14 protein-coding genes and 1 riboswitch are annotated in these 16,642 nt (G+C 59.4%); of the genes, 9 read left to right on the top strand and 5 right to left on the bottom strand.

Annotation, left to right across the window (positions count from 1 at the left end; translation table 11 throughout):
* Window positions 1-18: 18 nt before the first annotated feature.
* The 7 genes from atpA to QQF73_RS11735 all read left to right on the top strand — a co-directional run bounded on the left by atpA (window position 19) and on the right by QQF73_RS11735 (window position 9,407).
* Complete coding sequence (gene atpA / locus QQF73_RS11765) at window positions 19-1,563, top strand: F0F1 ATP synthase subunit alpha (RefSeq protein WP_219867449.1); 1,545 nt, start codon at window positions 19-21, stop codon at window positions 1,561-1,563.
* A 75-nt stretch (window positions 1,564-1,638) separates the two neighbouring features.
* Window positions 1,639-2,502 carry a F0F1 ATP synthase subunit gamma gene (gene atpG, locus QQF73_RS11760; RefSeq protein ID WP_219867448.1) on the top strand — a complete coding sequence of 288 codons (864 nt, stop codon included), beginning with the start codon at window positions 1,639-1,641 and terminating at the stop codon, window positions 2,500-2,502.
* 56 nt (window positions 2,503-2,558) lie between these two features.
* Window positions 2,559-3,953 (top strand): F0F1 ATP synthase subunit beta, encoded by a 1,395-nt coding sequence (gene atpD, locus QQF73_RS11755; RefSeq protein ID WP_219867447.1) that lies wholly within the window; start codon window positions 2,559-2,561, stop codon window positions 3,951-3,953.
* Between the two features lie 47 nt (window positions 3,954-4,000).
* Window positions 4,001-4,423: a F0F1 ATP synthase subunit epsilon gene (locus QQF73_RS11750; protein ID WP_041341952.1), complete on the top strand. Its 423-nt coding sequence runs from the start codon at window positions 4,001-4,003 to the stop codon at window positions 4,421-4,423.
* A gap of 149 nt (window positions 4,424-4,572) precedes the next feature.
* Window positions 4,573-5,940 carry a bifunctional UDP-N-acetylglucosamine diphosphorylase/glucosamine-1-phosphate N-acetyltransferase GlmU gene (gene glmU / locus QQF73_RS11745; RefSeq protein ID WP_219867446.1) on the top strand — a complete coding sequence of 456 codons (1,368 nt, stop codon included), beginning with the start codon at window positions 4,573-4,575 and terminating at the stop codon, window positions 5,938-5,940.
* Between the two features lie 27 nt (window positions 5,941-5,967).
* Window positions 5,968-7,800, top strand: a complete 1,833-nt coding sequence (gene glmS / locus QQF73_RS11740) for a glutamine--fructose-6-phosphate transaminase (isomerizing) (RefSeq protein WP_219867445.1) — start codon at window positions 5,968-5,970, stop codon at window positions 7,798-7,800.
* A 97-nt stretch (window positions 7,801-7,897) separates the two neighbouring features.
* Window positions 7,898-7,996, top strand: a riboswitch (glycine riboswitch).
* Between the two features lie 166 nt (window positions 7,997-8,162).
* Window positions 8,163-9,407, top strand: a complete 1,245-nt coding sequence (locus QQF73_RS11735; protein WP_219867444.1) for a D-amino acid dehydrogenase — start codon at window positions 8,163-8,165, stop codon at window positions 9,405-9,407.
* A 24-nt stretch (window positions 9,408-9,431) separates the two neighbouring features.
* Here the strand turns inward: QQF73_RS11735 and QQF73_RS11730 are convergent, their stop codons facing one another.
* The 5 genes from QQF73_RS11730 to QQF73_RS11710 all read right to left on the bottom strand — a co-directional run bounded on the left by QQF73_RS11730 (window position 9,432) and on the right by QQF73_RS11710 (window position 14,424).
* Window positions 9,432-9,899 (bottom strand): MarR family winged helix-turn-helix transcriptional regulator, encoded by a 468-nt coding sequence (locus QQF73_RS11730; protein ID WP_219867443.1) that lies wholly within the window; start codon window positions 9,897-9,899, stop codon window positions 9,432-9,434.
* Between the two features lie 83 nt (window positions 9,900-9,982).
* Window positions 9,983-11,122 (bottom strand): cyclohexanecarboxyl-CoA dehydrogenase, encoded by a 1,140-nt coding sequence (gene aliB / locus QQF73_RS11725; protein WP_285368329.1) that lies wholly within the window; start codon window positions 11,120-11,122, stop codon window positions 9,983-9,985.
* 21 nt (window positions 11,123-11,143) lie between these two features.
* Window positions 11,144-11,926 (bottom strand): enoyl-CoA hydratase-related protein, encoded by a 783-nt coding sequence (locus QQF73_RS11720; protein ID WP_219867441.1) that lies wholly within the window; start codon window positions 11,924-11,926, stop codon window positions 11,144-11,146.
* A 32-nt stretch (window positions 11,927-11,958) separates the two neighbouring features.
* Window positions 11,959-12,726: an SDR family NAD(P)-dependent oxidoreductase gene (locus QQF73_RS11715; protein WP_219867440.1), complete on the bottom strand. Its 768-nt coding sequence runs from the start codon at window positions 12,724-12,726 to the stop codon at window positions 11,959-11,961.
* 33 nt (window positions 12,727-12,759) lie between these two features.
* Window positions 12,760-14,424, bottom strand: coding sequence for an AMP-binding protein (locus tag QQF73_RS11710; protein ID WP_285368666.1), 1,665 nt, complete (start codon window positions 14,422-14,424; stop codon window positions 12,760-12,762).
* A 198-nt stretch (window positions 14,425-14,622) separates the two neighbouring features.
* On the opposite strand from QQF73_RS11710, the gene QQF73_RS11705 reads away from it, so the two are divergent.
* Together QQF73_RS11705 and nhaB are read left to right on the top strand one after the other, a co-directional pair.
* A complete protein-coding gene (locus QQF73_RS11705) occupies window positions 14,623-14,796 on the top strand; it encodes an enoyl-CoA hydratase-related protein (RefSeq protein ID WP_219867439.1) in 174 nt (57 codons plus the stop codon).
* 259 nt (window positions 14,797-15,055) lie between these two features.
* On the top strand, window positions 15,056-16,561 hold the full coding sequence (nhaB, locus tag QQF73_RS11700; RefSeq protein ID WP_219867438.1) for a sodium/proton antiporter NhaB: 1,506 nt from the start codon (window positions 15,056-15,058) through the stop codon (window positions 16,559-16,561).
* The last annotated feature ends 81 nt before the right edge of the window (window positions 16,562-16,642 follow it).

The following is a 16,642-nucleotide window of genomic DNA, read 5'->3' as shown; positions in this document are numbered from 1 at the left end:
AGGTTTGAGGATATTGGCATGCAGCAACTGAATCCATCCGAGATCAGTGACATCATTAAGAAGAGAATCGAGAAGCTCGACATCTCTTCCGAAGCAAAAAACGAAGGTACGATCCTGTCGGTTTCTGACGGCATCGTACTGATCCACGGTCTTGCCGACGTTATGTACGGCGAGATGATTGAATTTGCCAACGGCATCTTCGGTATGGCTCTGAACCTGGAGCGTGATTCCGTAGGTGCGGTTGTTCTCGGTGACTACGAAGACCTGGCAGAAGGCCAGAAGGTTCGTTGTACCGGTCGTATCCTGGAAGTTCCGGTCGGTCCGGAGCTGATCGGCCGCGTGGTGGACTCACTGGGTAACCCAATCGACGGCAAGGGCGATCTGGGCACGAGCCTGACATCTCCGATCGAGAAGGTTGCACCGGGCGTCATCGAGCGTCAGTCCGTTGATGAGCCGGTTCAGACGGGTCTGAAAGCGATTGACACCATGGTACCGATCGGTCGCGGCCAGCGTGAGCTGATCATCGGTGACCGCCAGATCGGTAAGACCGCGGTCGCCATCGACGCGATCATCAACCAGAAAGGCAGCGGCATTAAGTGTATCTATGTCGCTGTCGGCCAGAAGCAGTCTTCTATTGCCGCCGTTGTGCGCAAGCTGGAAGAGCATGGCGCCATGGATCACACCATCGTGGTTGCCGCCGGCGCTGCCGATCCGGCCGCTACCCAGTTCCTGGCGCCGTACGCCGGTACCTCCATGGGTGAGTACTTCCGTGACCGTGGTGAAGACGCGCTGATCATCTACGATGATTTGTCCAAGCAGGCTGTCGCTTATCGCCAAATCTCCCTGCTGCTGCGTCGTCCGCCGGGCCGTGAAGCCTATCCGGGTGACGTATTCTACCTGCACTCACGTCTCCTGGAGCGTGCGTCCCGGGTGAACGCGGATTACGTTGAGAAGTTCACAGGTGGTGAAGTGAAAGGCAAGACCGGTTCCCTGACCGCGCTGCCGATCATCGAAACCCAGGCCGGCGACGTGTCTGCGTTCGTACCGACCAACGTGATCTCCATTACCGACGGCCAGATCTTCCTGGAAACCAACCTGTTCAACTCCGGCATCCGTCCGGCGATGAACGCCGGCGTCTCAGTATCCCGGGTAGGTGGTTCAGCCCAGACCAAGATCATGAAGAAGCTTGGCGGTAACATCCGTCTGGCACTGGCTCAGTACCGTGAATTGGCGGCGTTTGCACAGTTTGCTTCCGACCTTGACGAAGCAACCCGCAAGCAGCTGGAACACGGTCAGCGTGTAACGGAACTCATGAAGCAGAACCAGTACAGCCCGATGTCAGTGGCTGAAATGGGTACGGTTCTGTTTGCAGCCAACGAAGGCTTCCTGGACGACGTTGATGTCGACAAGGTTGTTAAGTTCGAAGCGCAATTGCTCGACTGGATGCGCGCCGAACAGAAAGACCTGCTCGCCAAGATCAACGAGAAAGGTGATTTCAACGACGAAATCGCTTCCGGCCTGAAAGCTGCACTTGAGAAATTCAAGACCACTCAGAGCTGGTAAGAAAACGGGCCTGCGACCTTTGTCGCGGGCCGATTTTCGTAGCAACGAGTGTCTAACTTGAGAAGGCAGTGAGTTATGGCCGTCGGCAAAGAAATACGTAACCAGATTTCAAGCATCAAGAGCACGCAGAAAATCACCAGCGCCATGGAAATGGTTGCGGCGAGTAAGATGCGTAAGGCTCAGGAGCGCATGCAGGCAACTCGCCCGTACGCCGAAAAGATGCGTCAGATGATCGGGCACATTGCCAAGGCGAACGCTCAGTACAAGCATCCGTTTATGGTCGACCGTGAAGTTAAGCGCGTTGGCTATATCGTGGTGTCCACTGATCGTGGCCTCTGCGGTGGTCTGAACGGCAACTTGTTTAAAGCGCTTGTCCGTGAAATGCGAGCGTGGAAAGAAAAAGGAGTCGAAGTTGAACTGTGCGCCATCGGGCAGAAAGGCGCCTCCTTTTTCCGGAGCTACGGCGGTAACGTCGTTGCGGCGCTGACCCATCTGGGGGACAGCCCGAGCTCTGAAAAACTCATCGGCAACGTCAAGGTCATGCTCGATTCGTACTCTGAAGGCAAGATTGATCGCCTTTATGTAGTGAGCAACGAATTCGTTAACACCATGACCCAAAGCCCGAAGGTGGAGCAGCTTCTGCCCCTGCCTGAGAGCGATGACGAAGAAGAGATCAAAAACCAGTGGGATTATCTCTACGAGCCCGATGCCAGGCAGATCCTCGATGGCCTTCTGCCACGATTTATTGAATCCCAGGTATACCAGGGTGTGGTAGAGAATCTGGCATGTGAACAGGCAGCCCGGATGATCGCCATGAAGAGCGCAACTGATAACGCCGGAGACATTATGGACGAGCTTCAGTTGGCCTATAACAAGGCGCGTCAGGCAGCCATCACCCAAGAGATTTCGGAGATTGTGAGCGGCGCGGCTTCGGTCTGATCCCGTAAACAATCCAACTGGTTTTATTGACTACTTAAGATAACGAGGAACCGAGCATGAGTAGCGGACAAATCGTTCAGATCATTGGCGCGGTTATCGACGTGGAATTCCCACGTGACTCCGTACCCAACGTATATGACGCACTGCTGCTTGAAGGTGGCGAAACAACTCTGGAAGTCCAGCAGCAGCTGGGTGACGGAATTGTTCGTACCATCGCCATGGGCAGCACCGAAGGCCTTAAGCGTGGCCTGAAAGCAGAAAACACTGGCAAGGCAATCTCGGTACCGGTTGGTACCAAGACCCTCGGCCGTATCATGGACGTATTGGGCCGCCCCATCGACGAAGCCGGCGAGATCGGCGAAGACGAGCGTTGGGCGATTCACCGTAAGGCACCGGGCTATGCTGATCAGGCAGCGTCTGCCGACCTGCTGGAAACCGGCATCAAGGTTATCGACCTGATCTGCCCGTTCGCCAAGGGTGGTAAGGTTGGCCTGTTCGGTGGCGCCGGTGTCGGCAAGACCGTAAACATGATGGAGCTGATCAACAACATCGCGAAAGAGCACTCCGGTCTCTCCGTATTCGCGGGTGTTGGTGAGCGGACTCGTGAAGGTAACGACTTCTACTACGAAATGAAGGACTCCAACGTCCTTGATAAAGTAGCGATGGTCTACGGCCAGATGAACGAGCCTCCCGGAAACCGTCTTCGTGTGGCGCTGACCGGCCTGACCATGGCCGAGAAGTTCCGTGACGAAGGTCGTGACGTCCTGCTGTTCGTCGACAACATCTACCGTTACACCCTGGCGGGTACCGAGGTATCGGCACTGCTGGGTCGTATGCCGTCTGCGGTAGGCTACCAGCCGACTCTGGCCCAAGAGATGGGTGAGCTGCAGGAACGGATCACGTCGACCAAGACCGGTTCCATCACGTCGATCCAGGCGGTCTACGTACCGGCGGATGACTTGACCGACCCGTCACCAGCAACCACCTTCTCGCACCTTGATGCGACCGTGGTACTGAGCCGTGATATCGCCTCCAAGGGTATCTACCCGGCGATCGATCCACTCGATTCCACCTCGCGTCAGCTGGATCCACTGGTTATTGGTAACGAGCATTACGAAGTTGCCCGTGGCGTGCAGACCAACCTGCAGCGCTACAAGGAACTGAAAGACATCATCGCCATCCTGGGCATGGATGAGCTGTCGGAAGAAGACAAGCTGGTTGTATCCCGTGCCCGTAAGATCGAGCGTTTTCTGTCCCAGCCGTTCCACGTTGCTGAAGTATTTACCGGTTCTCCCGGCAAGTACGTGTCTCTGAAGGAGACTATCAGCAGCTTTAAGGGCATCCTCAACGGCGACTATGACGATATGCCTGAGCAGGCGTTCTACATGGTTGGTACCATTGAGGAAGCGGTCGAGAAAGCGAAGGAAATGAAGAGCAAGGCCGAGAAGTAAACTGAGCCGTTGCACTTGTTTCCGGATCGATCAGAGAGGCAACTGACATGGGTATAACCGTGCATTGTGATGTGGTAAGTGCCGAAACAAAGATCTATTCCGGATTGGTTGAAATGCTGATCGCGGCGGGTTCTGAAGGTGACCTGGGCATTGCCCCGGGTCACACCCCGCTGCTGACCGAGCTGAAACCGGGCCCCATTCGGATCATCAAGCAGGGCGGTGAGGAAGAAATTCTTTACGTGTCCGGCGGATATCTGGAGGTCCAGCCCAATCTGGTAACTTTGCTGGCTGATACCGCGGTCCGTGCCAAGGATGTGGACGAAGCCGCTGCTCTCGAGGCACAGAAAGAAGCCGAGAAAGCACTTGCCAACAAGACCGGTGAATTCGAGTACTCCCGTGCCGCTGCAGAACTGGCCGAGGCTGCTGCGCAGCTTCGTACCATCCAGCAGCTGCGTAACAAAATGCGTTAAGCATTTTCGTTTCGGGTTTGCCGAACACCAACGCCGCATCCTGAGCGGCTGGAAATCCAACGCCTACCGTTGGAACTCCGGCCATCCGGGTTGCGGCTTTTTTCGTTTAATGACACAAAATCCAGAGACTCCGGGGGTCTGATTTGTCCATGAGCCCGTTACACGTTGTGATTCTGGCCGCCGGTCAGGGTTCGAGAATGAAATCCGCGTTGCCGAAAGTCCTGCACGCTGTGGCAGGTAGGCCGATGCTCCACCACGTGATCGGGACTGCCAAACAGCTCGGTGCGGAAAAGATTCACGCCGTAATTGGACATGGCGCGGACCAGGTCCGTTCAGTTACCGCTGAAGCGACCGTAAACTGGGTGGTCCAGAGCGAACAGCTGGGCACCGGCCATGCCGTCGCCCAGGTGTTGCCGGATCTGCCGGACGACGCGCGGGTGTTGGTGCTTTATGGGGATGTACCGCTGACTCGCCGGGATACCCTGGAGGCCATGGTTGCAGGACTGGACGACGAAACCCTGGGCCTGCTGACCGTCACCCTTGAGGATCCAAATGGTTACGGGCGGATTGTCCGGGATGCCTCCGGCAACGTCACGTCGATCGTAGAGCAGAAGGATGCCAGCGAGGCCCAGCAGGCGATCCGCGAGGTGAATACAGGGATTCTTGCGGTCTCTGCGAAGCATCTGAAAGCCTGGCTGCCGGCGTTGTCGAATGCCAATGCCCAGGGCGAGTACTACCTCACTGATATCATTGCCATGGCGGTGCAAAACGATCTAGCGATCTCGGTGTCCCAGCCGCGGGATCCTTTCGAGGTTCAGGGTGTTAACAACCGGCTTCAGTTGTCGGAGCTCGAACGTTGGTACCAGCGCCGGGAAGCCGAGCGGCTGATGGCCGAGGGAGCGACCCTGGCCGATCCGGCCCGGATTGATGTCCGGGGTGAACTGACCATCGGCAACGACATTCTGATTGATGTGAACGTCGTGTTTGAGGGCAAAGTGGAGCTTGGCAGTCAGGTCACCATCGGTCCCGGGTGTGTGATCCGGGATGCCCGCATTGCCGATGGCACCCAGATCAAGGCCCACAGCGTCATTGAAGGTGCCAGCATTGGCGCCAACGCCCAGATCGGACCGTTTGCCCGGCTGCGTCCCGGCACCGACCTCGCCGCCGACACCAAGGTTGGTAACTTTGTAGAAACCAAGAAGGCCATCGTAGGTGAGGGCAGTAAAATCAACCACCTGAGCTACGTTGGCGATGCCGCCCTGGGCCGTAATGTGAATGTGGGTGCAGGCACCATCACCTGCAACTATGATGGAGTTAACAAGTTCCAGACGGTGATCGGCGACGGCGTGTTTGTTGGCTCTAACAGCTCCCTCGTCGCTCCGGTCACTGTTGCCGCGGATGCCACCATTGGTGCCGGCTCGACCATCACCAGGGACGTGGCCGACAATGAACTTGCAGTGGCCCGTGGTCGCCAGCGTAATATTTCCGGCTGGGAACGGCCGAAGAAAACCGATTGATTAGCTTACAGGACAGGTGAAAGCAGCATGTGTGGGATTGTAGGTGCGGTTTCGGAACGGGACGTTCAGGGCATTCTTCTGGAGGGACTGCGTCGTCTGGAGTACCGGGGCTACGACTCCGCCGGAATGGCGGTGATCGATGGCGGAACCGTGGTGCAGAGGGCACGGGAAGTGGGCAAGGTTGCGTCCCTGAGCGATGCCATCAACACAAACCCGCTAACCGGGCACCTGGGCATTGCCCACACCCGCTGGGCAACCCACGGAGAACCTTCGCAGATCAATGCCCACCCGCACATGTCCGGTGAACGCCTGGCCATCGTACACAACGGCATCATCGAGAATTATCAGGATCTGCGTGAGGAGCTGAAGAGCGAAGGCTTTGAGTTCTCCTCCCAGACCGATACCGAAGTGGTTGCCCACCTGATCGAGAAGTACTATCGGGAGATGGACAACCTGTACGCCTCGGTCAAGGCTGCGATTGCCCGCCTGCGGGGGGCCTATGCCCTCGCCGTTGTGCATTCGGACGAGCCGGACCACCTGGTGGTGTGCCGGGAAGGCAGTCCCCTGGTAATCGGTGTCGGTATTGGCGAGAACTTCATTGCCTCCGACCAGCTGGCTCTGCTGCCTGTAACGGACCGGTTCATGTTCCTGGAAGAAGGCGATATCGCCGACATCCACAAGGACAAGGTGGTCATCCACGACCGTGAAGGGACCCCGGTGGAGCGCAAGGTCACCCGCTTCGAACACGGTGCCGATTCCGCCGACAAGGGCGAATACCGCCACTTCATGCTCAAGGAAATATACGAGCAGCCAAAAGTGATCAAGGCCACCATGGAAGGCCGGATTACCGACAGCCGTGTCCTGGAACAGGCCCTTGGCACCGAGGCGGCCAACCTGCTGGAGGACGTGAACCACGTTCAAATCATCGCCTGTGGCACCAGCTACCACGCCGGTATGGTCGCCCGGTACTGGATTGAGGAGCTGGCCGGTGTGGCGTGCTCCGTTGAGGTGGCGTCCGAGTTCCGGTATCGCAAGCACGTGATCCAGCGGGACACCCTGTTCCTGTGCATTTCCCAGTCCGGAGAAACGGCCGATACCCTGGCAGCTCTTCGCCAGGCCAAACAGGCCGGTTTCCGGGCCGCGCTCGCCATTTGCAACGTTCCCGGCAGTTCCCTGGTCCGGGAATCCGATCTGGTGATCATGACCCAGGCGGGCCCGGAGATTGGTGTGGCTTCCACCAAGGCCTTCACTACCCAGCTCACGGCGTTGCTGATCTTCACCCTGGCCCTGGCCCGCCATAATGGCCTGGATGAGCAGCGGGAAGCCGACATCGTGAAAGCGATTCACCAGCTCCCGGGTCAGGTCGATCAGGTGCTGGCCCTGGATGGGGACATTGCCGAGATGTCCAAGGCGTTCATGGACAAGAACCACAGCCTGTTCCTCGGGCGGGGATCGCAGTTCCCGGTTGCTCTGGAAGGTGCTCTCAAGCTCAAGGAAATCTCCTACATCCACGCGGAAGCCTACCCGGCGGGCGAGCTGAAGCACGGACCGTTGGCCTTGGTGGACAGTGAAATGCCGGTCGTGACCGTGGCCCCCAACAACGACCTCGTGGAGAAGCTCAAGTCCAACCTGGAAGAAGTCCGGGCCCGCGGCGGTGAACTCTTTGTGTTTGCTGACCAGTCGGCTGACGTCAGACCGGAAGAACATATCCACGTCATGCAGTTGCCGTCGGTGCATGAAATCACCGCCCCGATTGTTTACACGGTTCCGCTGCAGTTGCTGTCTTACCACGTCGCCGTCCTCAAGGGTACGGACGTGGATCAGCCGCGCAACCTGGCCAAGAGCGTGACGGTCGAATAGCTTCACCGCTGTCCGGTGCCAAATCGGGTTGTCGCAGCTAAAGGTTTTGTAGAACCGCGTTTTTTGCTATTTTGCAAAGCAGACTGGCTCATAGCCAGACTTGTTAGCGGGAGAGACTGTGTTGCACTGCTGTGCGACCGGCGCCGAAGGAGCAACTGCCCCGGAAACTCTCAGGCAAAAGGACCGCTAACTTGAAAACTTTCCGAAGAGCTGTCGACGACTGCGTCAGTCGGCACACCGAAGGAGCAAGCCGCCGATTCCGTTGAATCGGCGCGTGAATCTCTCAGGTTCCGTGACGGAAGGGGTGCTTTCTACCACTGTGGGTAGGAAGGAAACCCTGGACGCCTCCTGGAGATGGTTGTATGAAGCGAATTGCAGTAATTGGCGGTGGTATCACCGGTATCACGACCGCCTATACCCTGGCCAAGCGCGGCCTTGATGTCACCGTTTACGAAAAGCACCGCTATGCCGCGATGGAAACCTCCTTCGCCAATGGTGGCCAGTTGTCAGCCTCCAACGCCGAGGTCTGGAACAACTGGCAGACCATCATGAAGGGCATGAAGTGGATGCTCCGAAGTGATGCCCCCCTGCTGGTCAACCCCAAGCCGTCCTGGCACAAGCTGAGCTGGTTCGCGGAGTTTATCGCCGCCATTCCCCAGTATGAGCAGAACACCACCGAAACTGCGCGCATGGCCATTGCCGCCCGGGAACACCTGTTCCAGTGGGCGCAGGACGAGGGCATTGATTTTGACCTGAAGAAGCAGGGCATCCTGCACATCTATCGTGACAAGGACGGTTTTGATCACGCTGCCAACGTCTCCAAGCTGCTGGCTGCCGGCGGTCTCGAGCGCCGGGCCGTCACCCCGGAGGAAATGAAGTCGATCGAGCCCACCCTGGCCGGAACCTATTACGGTGGCTTCTTCACCGAAAGCGATTCAACCGGTGATATCCACAAGTTCACCAATGGCCTGGCCGAGGCGATCCTGCGCCTCGGCGTCAAGACCTGCTACGGGCACACCGTAACCGAACTCAGTGCAGATCAGAACAACGCCTGGGTGACTGCCTACGACGGCGAACAGCAGAATCGCGACACCTTTGACGGAGTGGTGATCTGCGCGGGCACCGGCAGTCGGGCACTGGCGGCGAAGCTGGGCGACCGGGTGAATATCTACCCGGTAAAAGGCTATTCCATCACCGTCCAGCTGGATGACGAGGCTTCCCAGAAGGCTGCGCCGACAGTCAGCCTGCTGGACGACGCCACCAAGCTGGTGACCAGCCGGCTCGGCGATGACCGCTTCCGCGTTGCGGGGACGGCGGAATTCAACGGCTTCAACCGGAATATCCGGGATGACCGGATCAAGCCGCTGACCCGCTGGGTCGAGGAATGTTTCCCGGGGGTCAGCACCCGCCGCGTTGTGCCCTGGGCCGGACTGCGCCCCATGCTGCCCAACATGATGCCGCGCGTGGGTCCGGGTCGCCTGCCGACCGTGTTCTACAACACCGGTCACGGTCACCTGGGCTGGACCCTGTCGGCGATTACCGCCGAGATGCTGGCCGAAGCTGTTGAAAGGTCGTCGTCTGGCGTTACCGTCAGCGCTGCCGGCTAGTCTGGGTTGTTGGCCCGGCCATATTCATTGGCCGGGCTTATCGCCAAGCGAAATCCCGCTCAGGTCCCGTTGCAGTTTTTTCAGAAGGTGCAGCAGACTCACTCCGTCATCGAAGCTCAATCCCTGCAGGGCTTGCTGGTAGAACTCGGTGATGGTGTCCTGCAGCTTGTTCCAGAATTCCCGACCGGATTCGGTAAGCACCACCAGTCGGGCGCGCCGGTCCTGGGGATCGGTAATTCGCACCACATGACCATCCCGCTCCATGCGTTTCAGTACGCCGTCGAGGTTCTGCCGGCTGACGTGCAGGTACTCCTTGAGCTGGTTGAAGGACGTTCCGTCTTCAAACCCTTCCCGTGACAGCGCCCCCAGCACCGCCCACTGCACCGCGCTGATCCCCATTTCATTCTGAACCTGCCGCTGGAGGATGTTTCCGGTCTGGAACAGGCGGAAAAACAGCCGGTTCGGAATACCGCCGGATTCGTTGACGATCATCTGAGCTCCTGTCTGTCCCTTCCCGGCCGGATGCCCAGGAAGGTATGCATCGGCGCCCCGAATCGCGTCGGTCAGGGGGCGCATTACTTGGGTAGGTACTCGCGAGCAATGATATTCTTCATGATCTGCGCGGTGCCGTCACCTATTTGCAGGCCCAGAACGTCCCGAAGCCGCTGGGCAAACGGCAGATCCTCGCCCCAGCCGGTGTGGCCATGGGCCAGCAGGCACTGCTTGACCACATCAAATGCCAGCTTCGGCCCCCACCACTTGTTCATGGCTGCCTCGGCATTGTGGGGCAGGTTGTTGTCCTTGAGCCAGAGCGCATGGTAGCACTGCAGGCGCGCCGCCTGAACGTAGGTCTGGTATTCCGCCAGCGGATGCGTCAGGCCCTGGAACGCGGACAGGTTCTGACCGAAGGCCGTGCGTTCGGTCAGCCACTGCCAGGTCTCATCCAACGACTGCTGGGCCACGGCCAGGCACTGCAGGCCGATCAGCGCCCGGCTGTAGTCGAACCCCTGCATCACCTGTTTGAAGCCTTTACCCTCGACACCCATCATGTTGCTGGCGGGCACTTCCACGTTGTCGAAGAAGATGGAGCCGCGGCCGATGGCACGCTGGCCATTGTCCTCGAACCGGGTAGTGGTGATGCCCGGGCTGTCCATCGGGACCAGGAAAGCACTGATGCCAGAGGCCCGCTGCTCCACCGTGCCCGTGCGGGCAAACACCACCGCCACATCGGCCTGGTCGGCCATGGAAATGGAGGTTTTCTCGCCGTTGAGCAGGTAGGCGTCGCCTTTCTTCTCGGCCTTCAGGCGCAGGTTGGCGGCGTCCGAGCCACCATGGGGTTCGGTCAGGGCGATGCAGGCCACCTTCTGGCCAGCGGTTATGCCGTACAGCCACTCTGTTGCCAGGGCCGGGGTCGCGTGGCTGGCGATGATCTGGCCATTCAGGGACGCCAGCAGGGGGATGTAGCCCACGTTGAAATCCCCTTTCGAGATCTCCTCGATGATCAGGCCGCTGGTGACACAATCCATGCCGCTGCCCCCGAACTCTTCGGACAGCTCACCGCCCAGAAGGCCCATCTCGCCAAGCTGCCGGATGACATCCCGTTCGATGACACCCGCCTGATCCCGCTTGCGGTAGCCCGGCGCCAGCACCTCGGTGCTGAAGCGGGCGACCACTTCGCGGATCGCCTTCTGTTCTTCGTTGAATGCGAAATTCATGGTGGTCTCCGGGCCTTCGGCCTACTTGTAGTACTTGCGGAACTCGGGCTTTCGCTTTTCCTTGAAGGCGCTCACGCCCTCTTTGGACTCGTCGGTGTCGTAGTAAAGGCTCAGGGCCTGCATGCCGAGGGCGCCGATGCCGGCGATGTTGTCGCTGTCGGCGTTGAAGGACCGCTTGGCGATGCTCAGGGCCGTGGGGCTCTTTTCGAGGATCTCGTCGCACCATTGGCGGACTTCCTCATCCAGCTGCTCCGGCGGGACCACCGCATTCACCAGCCCCCATTCCAGCGCCTGCTGGGCGGAATACTTGCGGCACAGGTACCAGATTTCCCGGGCCCGCTTTTCGCCCACCACCCGTGCCAGGTAGGCGGTACCGAACCCCGGATCAACCGAGCCCACCTTGGGGCCGACCTGGCCGAAGATGGCGGTTTCCGAGGCGATGCTCAGGTCGCAGATCACATGCAGGACATGGCCGCCGCCGATGGCGAAGCCGTTCACCCGGGCGATGACCGGCTTGGGCACTTCCCGGATCAGGCGTTGCAGTTCCTCCACCGGCAGGCCGATCAGTCCGCGGCCATCGTACTGGCCTTCGTGAGCACCCTGATCGCCGCCGGTACAGAAGGCCTTCTCGCCGGCGCCGGTAAAGACGATCACCCCGATGTCCTTGTTCCAGCCAGCGCGATTGAAGGCGTCGATCAGTTCCATGCATGTCTGTCCGCGGAAGGCGTTATAGCGTTCCGGGCGGTTGATGGTGATGGTCGCGATGCCGTCGGTTTCGTCGTACAGGATGTCTTCGTAGGTCATGGTCGGTTCTCCGTATTTGTGAAAAAGGCCGTTCAGCCGGCCATGGTCAGGCCACCGGATACACTGATGACCTGGCCGGTAATAAAGTTGGCGTCATCACTGGCAAGCAGGGCAATCACCCCCGGGTAGTCCTCCGGCTGCGCCAGCCGCTTCATGGGTACCGCGTTGCGAAAGGCTTCCAGCAGTTTTTCCGGATTCGGGGCGCTTTCGGCGACGCCCTTGAGCAGGGCGGTATCGGTGGGGCCGGGGCAGACCACGTTCAGGCACACGTTCTTGGTGGCCAGTTCCCGGGCAACGGTTTTGCTGAAGCCCACCAGGCCGGCCTTGCAGGCGGCGTAGACGGATTCGCCGGAGGAGCCGACCCGGGCGGCGTCCGAGGCCACGTTGACGACCTTGCCGCCACCGGCCGCCACCATCCGGGGCAGCACCACGTGGTGCATGTTCAGGGCACCGGTCAGGTTCACCGCAATCAACTGATCCCAGAGTTTGGGGTCTGTCTTGAGGAAGGGCAGGAAGCGGTCGAAACCGGCGTTGTTGACCAGAACGGTGGGCACGCCCAGGTCATTCTCGATGGCTGCGACGGTTTCGGTGATGGCGGCGTAATCGGTGATGTCCGCGGTGTAGGCCCGGCCCTTTCCGCCGGCTTCGGTGATCCGATCGACGGTGGCCTGAGCCGCCCCCTCGTCCCGGTCCAGAACGGCCACCAGGCTGCCTTCCTCGGCAAAGCGCAGGCATACGGCGCGGCCAATGCCGCCGCCGCCACCGGTGACGATGACTGTTTTTCCGTTGAGGCCTCTCATGATGGTGTGCTCCTGTGTGTGTCGGTAAACGGGTTAGCTGCGCCTGGCCGGCTCCGGGTGAACCGCTCTGGCCTGTTCACGCAGCTTGAATTTCTGGATCTTTCCAGACGCGGTGCGAGGCATGGCGTCGATGACCTCAAGGAATTCGGGCAGGTAATTCCTGGACAGTTTCTGTTCGAGCAGGTACCCGTTGACCTCGTCCAGGGTGACGCCCGTGGCGTTGTCGTCGAGGGTTACGTAGGCGCACACCCGCTCTCCGAGCCGGTCGTCCGGGCAGCCCACCAGGGCGACATCGACGAGGCCGGGGAATTTGTAGAGCAGGTTTTCCACTTCAACCACGGGAATGTTTTCGCCGCCGCGTATCACCACGTCCTTGGTGCGACCGGTGATACGGATGTAACCGTCCTGGTCCATGCCCGCCAGGTCGCCGGTGCTGAACCAGCCGTCCTCATCGACGCCGTAGAGTTCCGGACGCTTGAGATAGCCGACAAACAGGCTCGCGCCGCGGACCAGCAGGTTACCTTCTTCGCCGGCGGGCAGGTCATTACCCTGGAAGTCGGTGATTTTCACTTCCATCCAGGGCAGGGCCTTGCCGTCGGACTGGCTTGCCCGCTCGGGGCGATCTTCCGGGCAGGTCATGGTGACCGCGCCGTTCTCGGTCATGCCCCAGGCCGAAACGATCTTTGCCTTCAACACCTTGCCGGCCTGTTCCACCACCGCGCTGGGGATCGGGGCACCTGCCGATACGAAGATGCGCAGGGAATCCAGTTCGCCCTCGTGCCTGGGGGCCGCTTTCACCAGGTCCGCCAGGAAGGGCGTGGCCGCCATAGTGAAGGCCGGCTGCTCGGCGGCAATCACTTTGCACACGTACTCGGCGTCCCAGATGTCCTGGAGGATGGCGGTGGTACCCAGGTAGATGGGCATCATGATGCCGTACATGAAGCCGGTCTGATGGGCCAGGGGTGAGGCCATCAGGACCTTGTCGTCCGAACCCAGGTGCAGCCGGTCCGCGTAGGGACGGACATTGGAGAACAGGGTGTTGGAGGTGTGCATCACCCCCTTGGGCTCGCCGGTGGTGCCGGAGGTGTAGAGGATCTGGATGACATCGTCGGCACCGAGCTGGCGCTCCCGGAACAATGCGTCGGTGTCCTGCTGTTCTTCCCAGGCGGTGTCGAGCAGGCGTTGCTCGAAGCTGCGATCGCCCTCGCCGCCGATCACCAACAGGGTTTTCAGGTCAGGCAGTTCGGCCCGGATGCCATCGACCATGGCTTCGTAGTCGAAGTTGCGGAACAGCTTCGGAATGACCAGCAGGCGGGCCTCCCCGTGCTTGAGCATGAACCGCAGTTCGCGCTCGCGGAAGATGGGCATCAGCGGATTCAGGATGGCGCCGATGCGCATGCAAGCGAGGTGCAGGGCGGTGGTTTGCCACCAGTTGGGCAGTTGGCAGGCCACCACATCACCCTTCCCGATGCCCAGGCCGGCCAGGCCAGCGGCCATGCGGGTGACGGTGTCATTCAGTTCCCGGTAGGTGAGAGCGGTTCGGGTGTCCCCGGTAACTTGATATCCGACAATGGCTTCCCGGTCCGGGGTATGGGTGACCGCCTGGTCCAGGTAGTCGGTAATGAGTTTGTCGTTCCAGGCTCCGCTTTGAATCATGGGGGAGCGGCGGTCGGGTTGGTGGGTCAGGCCAGTTTCCATGTGATTCACCTGTTGTTGTCGGTTTTTGCTGGTCATTGGCGATCGGTCCAATAAGGACCACTACGGTGTCATTCAACATACGCCTCTTGAAAATTATATGTCAACATATTGCTTTATAATTGGATTGGCTAAGACTCCTTGGATACCTTTTACAAAGGTATTTGGGGTTTTATTTTGATTGGGTGATCCGGAGATGTCATGACATACAACAACATATTGCTAGAGAGGGACGGTGCGGTTGCGTTGATCAGGCTGAATCGCCCGAAAGTGCACAATGCGCTGAACAACGCCCTGATGTCGGAGCTGTCGGACGCGTTGAAAGCGCTGGATGCGTTCCTGGAAAAACGAACCCCGGAGTGGAAGCATCGTTAGGCGGTTCTGTTTTATTTTTTGACCCCGGTGCCCGCATGGCGCTAGAAATCGGTTAAAATGCGGCCAGCGTTTTCACTGTATTCCTGTAATGGTACGAATGTCTTGCGGGTGGCTGACCCCTCCGTGCGTTCTTGTTGCCAGGACCAAAAGTGGTCGCAAAGCGTACCTTCGGACCATACCCCGGTACACAAATATCAAGGAAGATGCGGGCTTTCTGCCGCACCCTTCCAGTAACCCGTTTTTTTAGAAGAAACCCGCAATGCCCACAACCGTCATCTCCGGCTTTACCCACAATTTCCTTGGCAAGGCGCCAGTCTGGTACAAACAGGTCATCCTGCTGTTCCTGATCGCCAACCCTATCGTGATGTATCTGTTGGGGCCGGGGACCGCCGGCTGGCTCCTGATCGCAGAGTTCATTTTCACCCTCGCCATGGCGCTGAAATGCTACCCGCTGTTGCCGGGCGGCCTGCTGGCGGTGGAATCGTTGCTCATCGGCCTGACCACGCCGGACGCGGTGTACCTCGAAGTGCTCACCAACTTCCCGGTGATTCTGCTGTTGATGTTCATGGTGGCCGGCATCTACTTCATGAAAGAGTTGCTGCTCGTGACCTTTACCCAGATCCTGGTGGGGGTGCGCTCCAAGTCGGCGTTGTCCCTGCTGTTCTGCAGCGCCGCTGCCGTGCTGTCCGCATTTCTGGATGCCCTGACCGTCACCGCGGTGATCATCAGCGTGGCCGTGGGTTTCTACTCGGTCTACCACAAGGTGGCGTCCGGGAAGGGCTATCACCACAAAGACCACAACGCCGGCAGTGACGAGGAGGTGGTCGAACTGCACCGGGAGGATCTGGAAAACTTCCGGGCCTTCCTGCGCAGCCTGTTGATGCACGGTGCCATCGGTACCGCCCTGGGCGGGGTTGCCACCATGGTGGGTGAGCCCCAGAACCTGTTGATTGCCAAGGTGGTGGATTGGGATTTCGCCGGTTTCTTCCTGCACATGGCGCCGGTCAGCCTTCCGGTGCTCGCGGCCGGCCTGTTTACCTGCTGGGCCCTGGAGAAGCTGCGCTGGTTTGGTTACGGCGGGCGTTTGCCCAGGCCGGTCCGTCAGGTGCTGGAAGAATTTGCCGAGAACGAACGGGCCAAGCGCACCAAGGCCGATCAGGCCGCGCTCTGGGTGCAGGCCATCGCCGCCGGCATTCTGGTGGTCGGTCTCGCCTTTCACCTGGCCGAGGTTGGCCTGATCGGCCTGTTGGTGATCATCCTGATCACCTCGTTCACCGGCATCACCGATGAACACCAGATCGGTAAGGCGTTCCAGGAATCCTTGCCATTTACCTCCCTGCTGGTGGTGTTTTTCGCCGTGGTGGCGGTGATCCACGAGCAGCACCTGTTCAAGCCGATCATCGATTACGTCCTGTCCCTGCCCGAGGGTCAACAGCCTGGCATGTTCTTCATTGCCAACGGGGTGCTCTCCATGATCAGCGACAACGTCTTCGTGGCCACCGTGTACATCAGCGAAGTAAAACAGGCGCTGGATGCCGGCAGCATCAGCTACGAGCATTTCCAGGACCTGGCCATCGCCATCAACACCGGCACCAACCTGCCCAGTGTCGCCACCCCCAATGGCCAGGCTGCGTTCCTGTTCCTGCTGACCTCGGCCATTGCGCCCCTGGTTCGCCTGTCGTACGGGCGCATGGTGATCATGGCTTTTCCCTATACCCTGGTGATGGGTGGTGTCGGCCTGTACATGGTGGTCAACCACATCTGAGGGCCCTTTGTTATTTTGAGGCAGCTGTCCGTGCACAATTTTTCCGGTCTGATAAGCTCTGCTAAAAGCGATCACATGAAC

The sequence above is a fragment of the Marinobacter albus genome, assembly GCF_030238305.1.
GTDB classification, from domain to species: Bacteria; Pseudomonadota; Gammaproteobacteria; order Pseudomonadales; family Oleiphilaceae; genus Marinobacter; species Marinobacter albus.
This window is presented reverse-complemented; position numbering and strand designations above follow the sequence as displayed.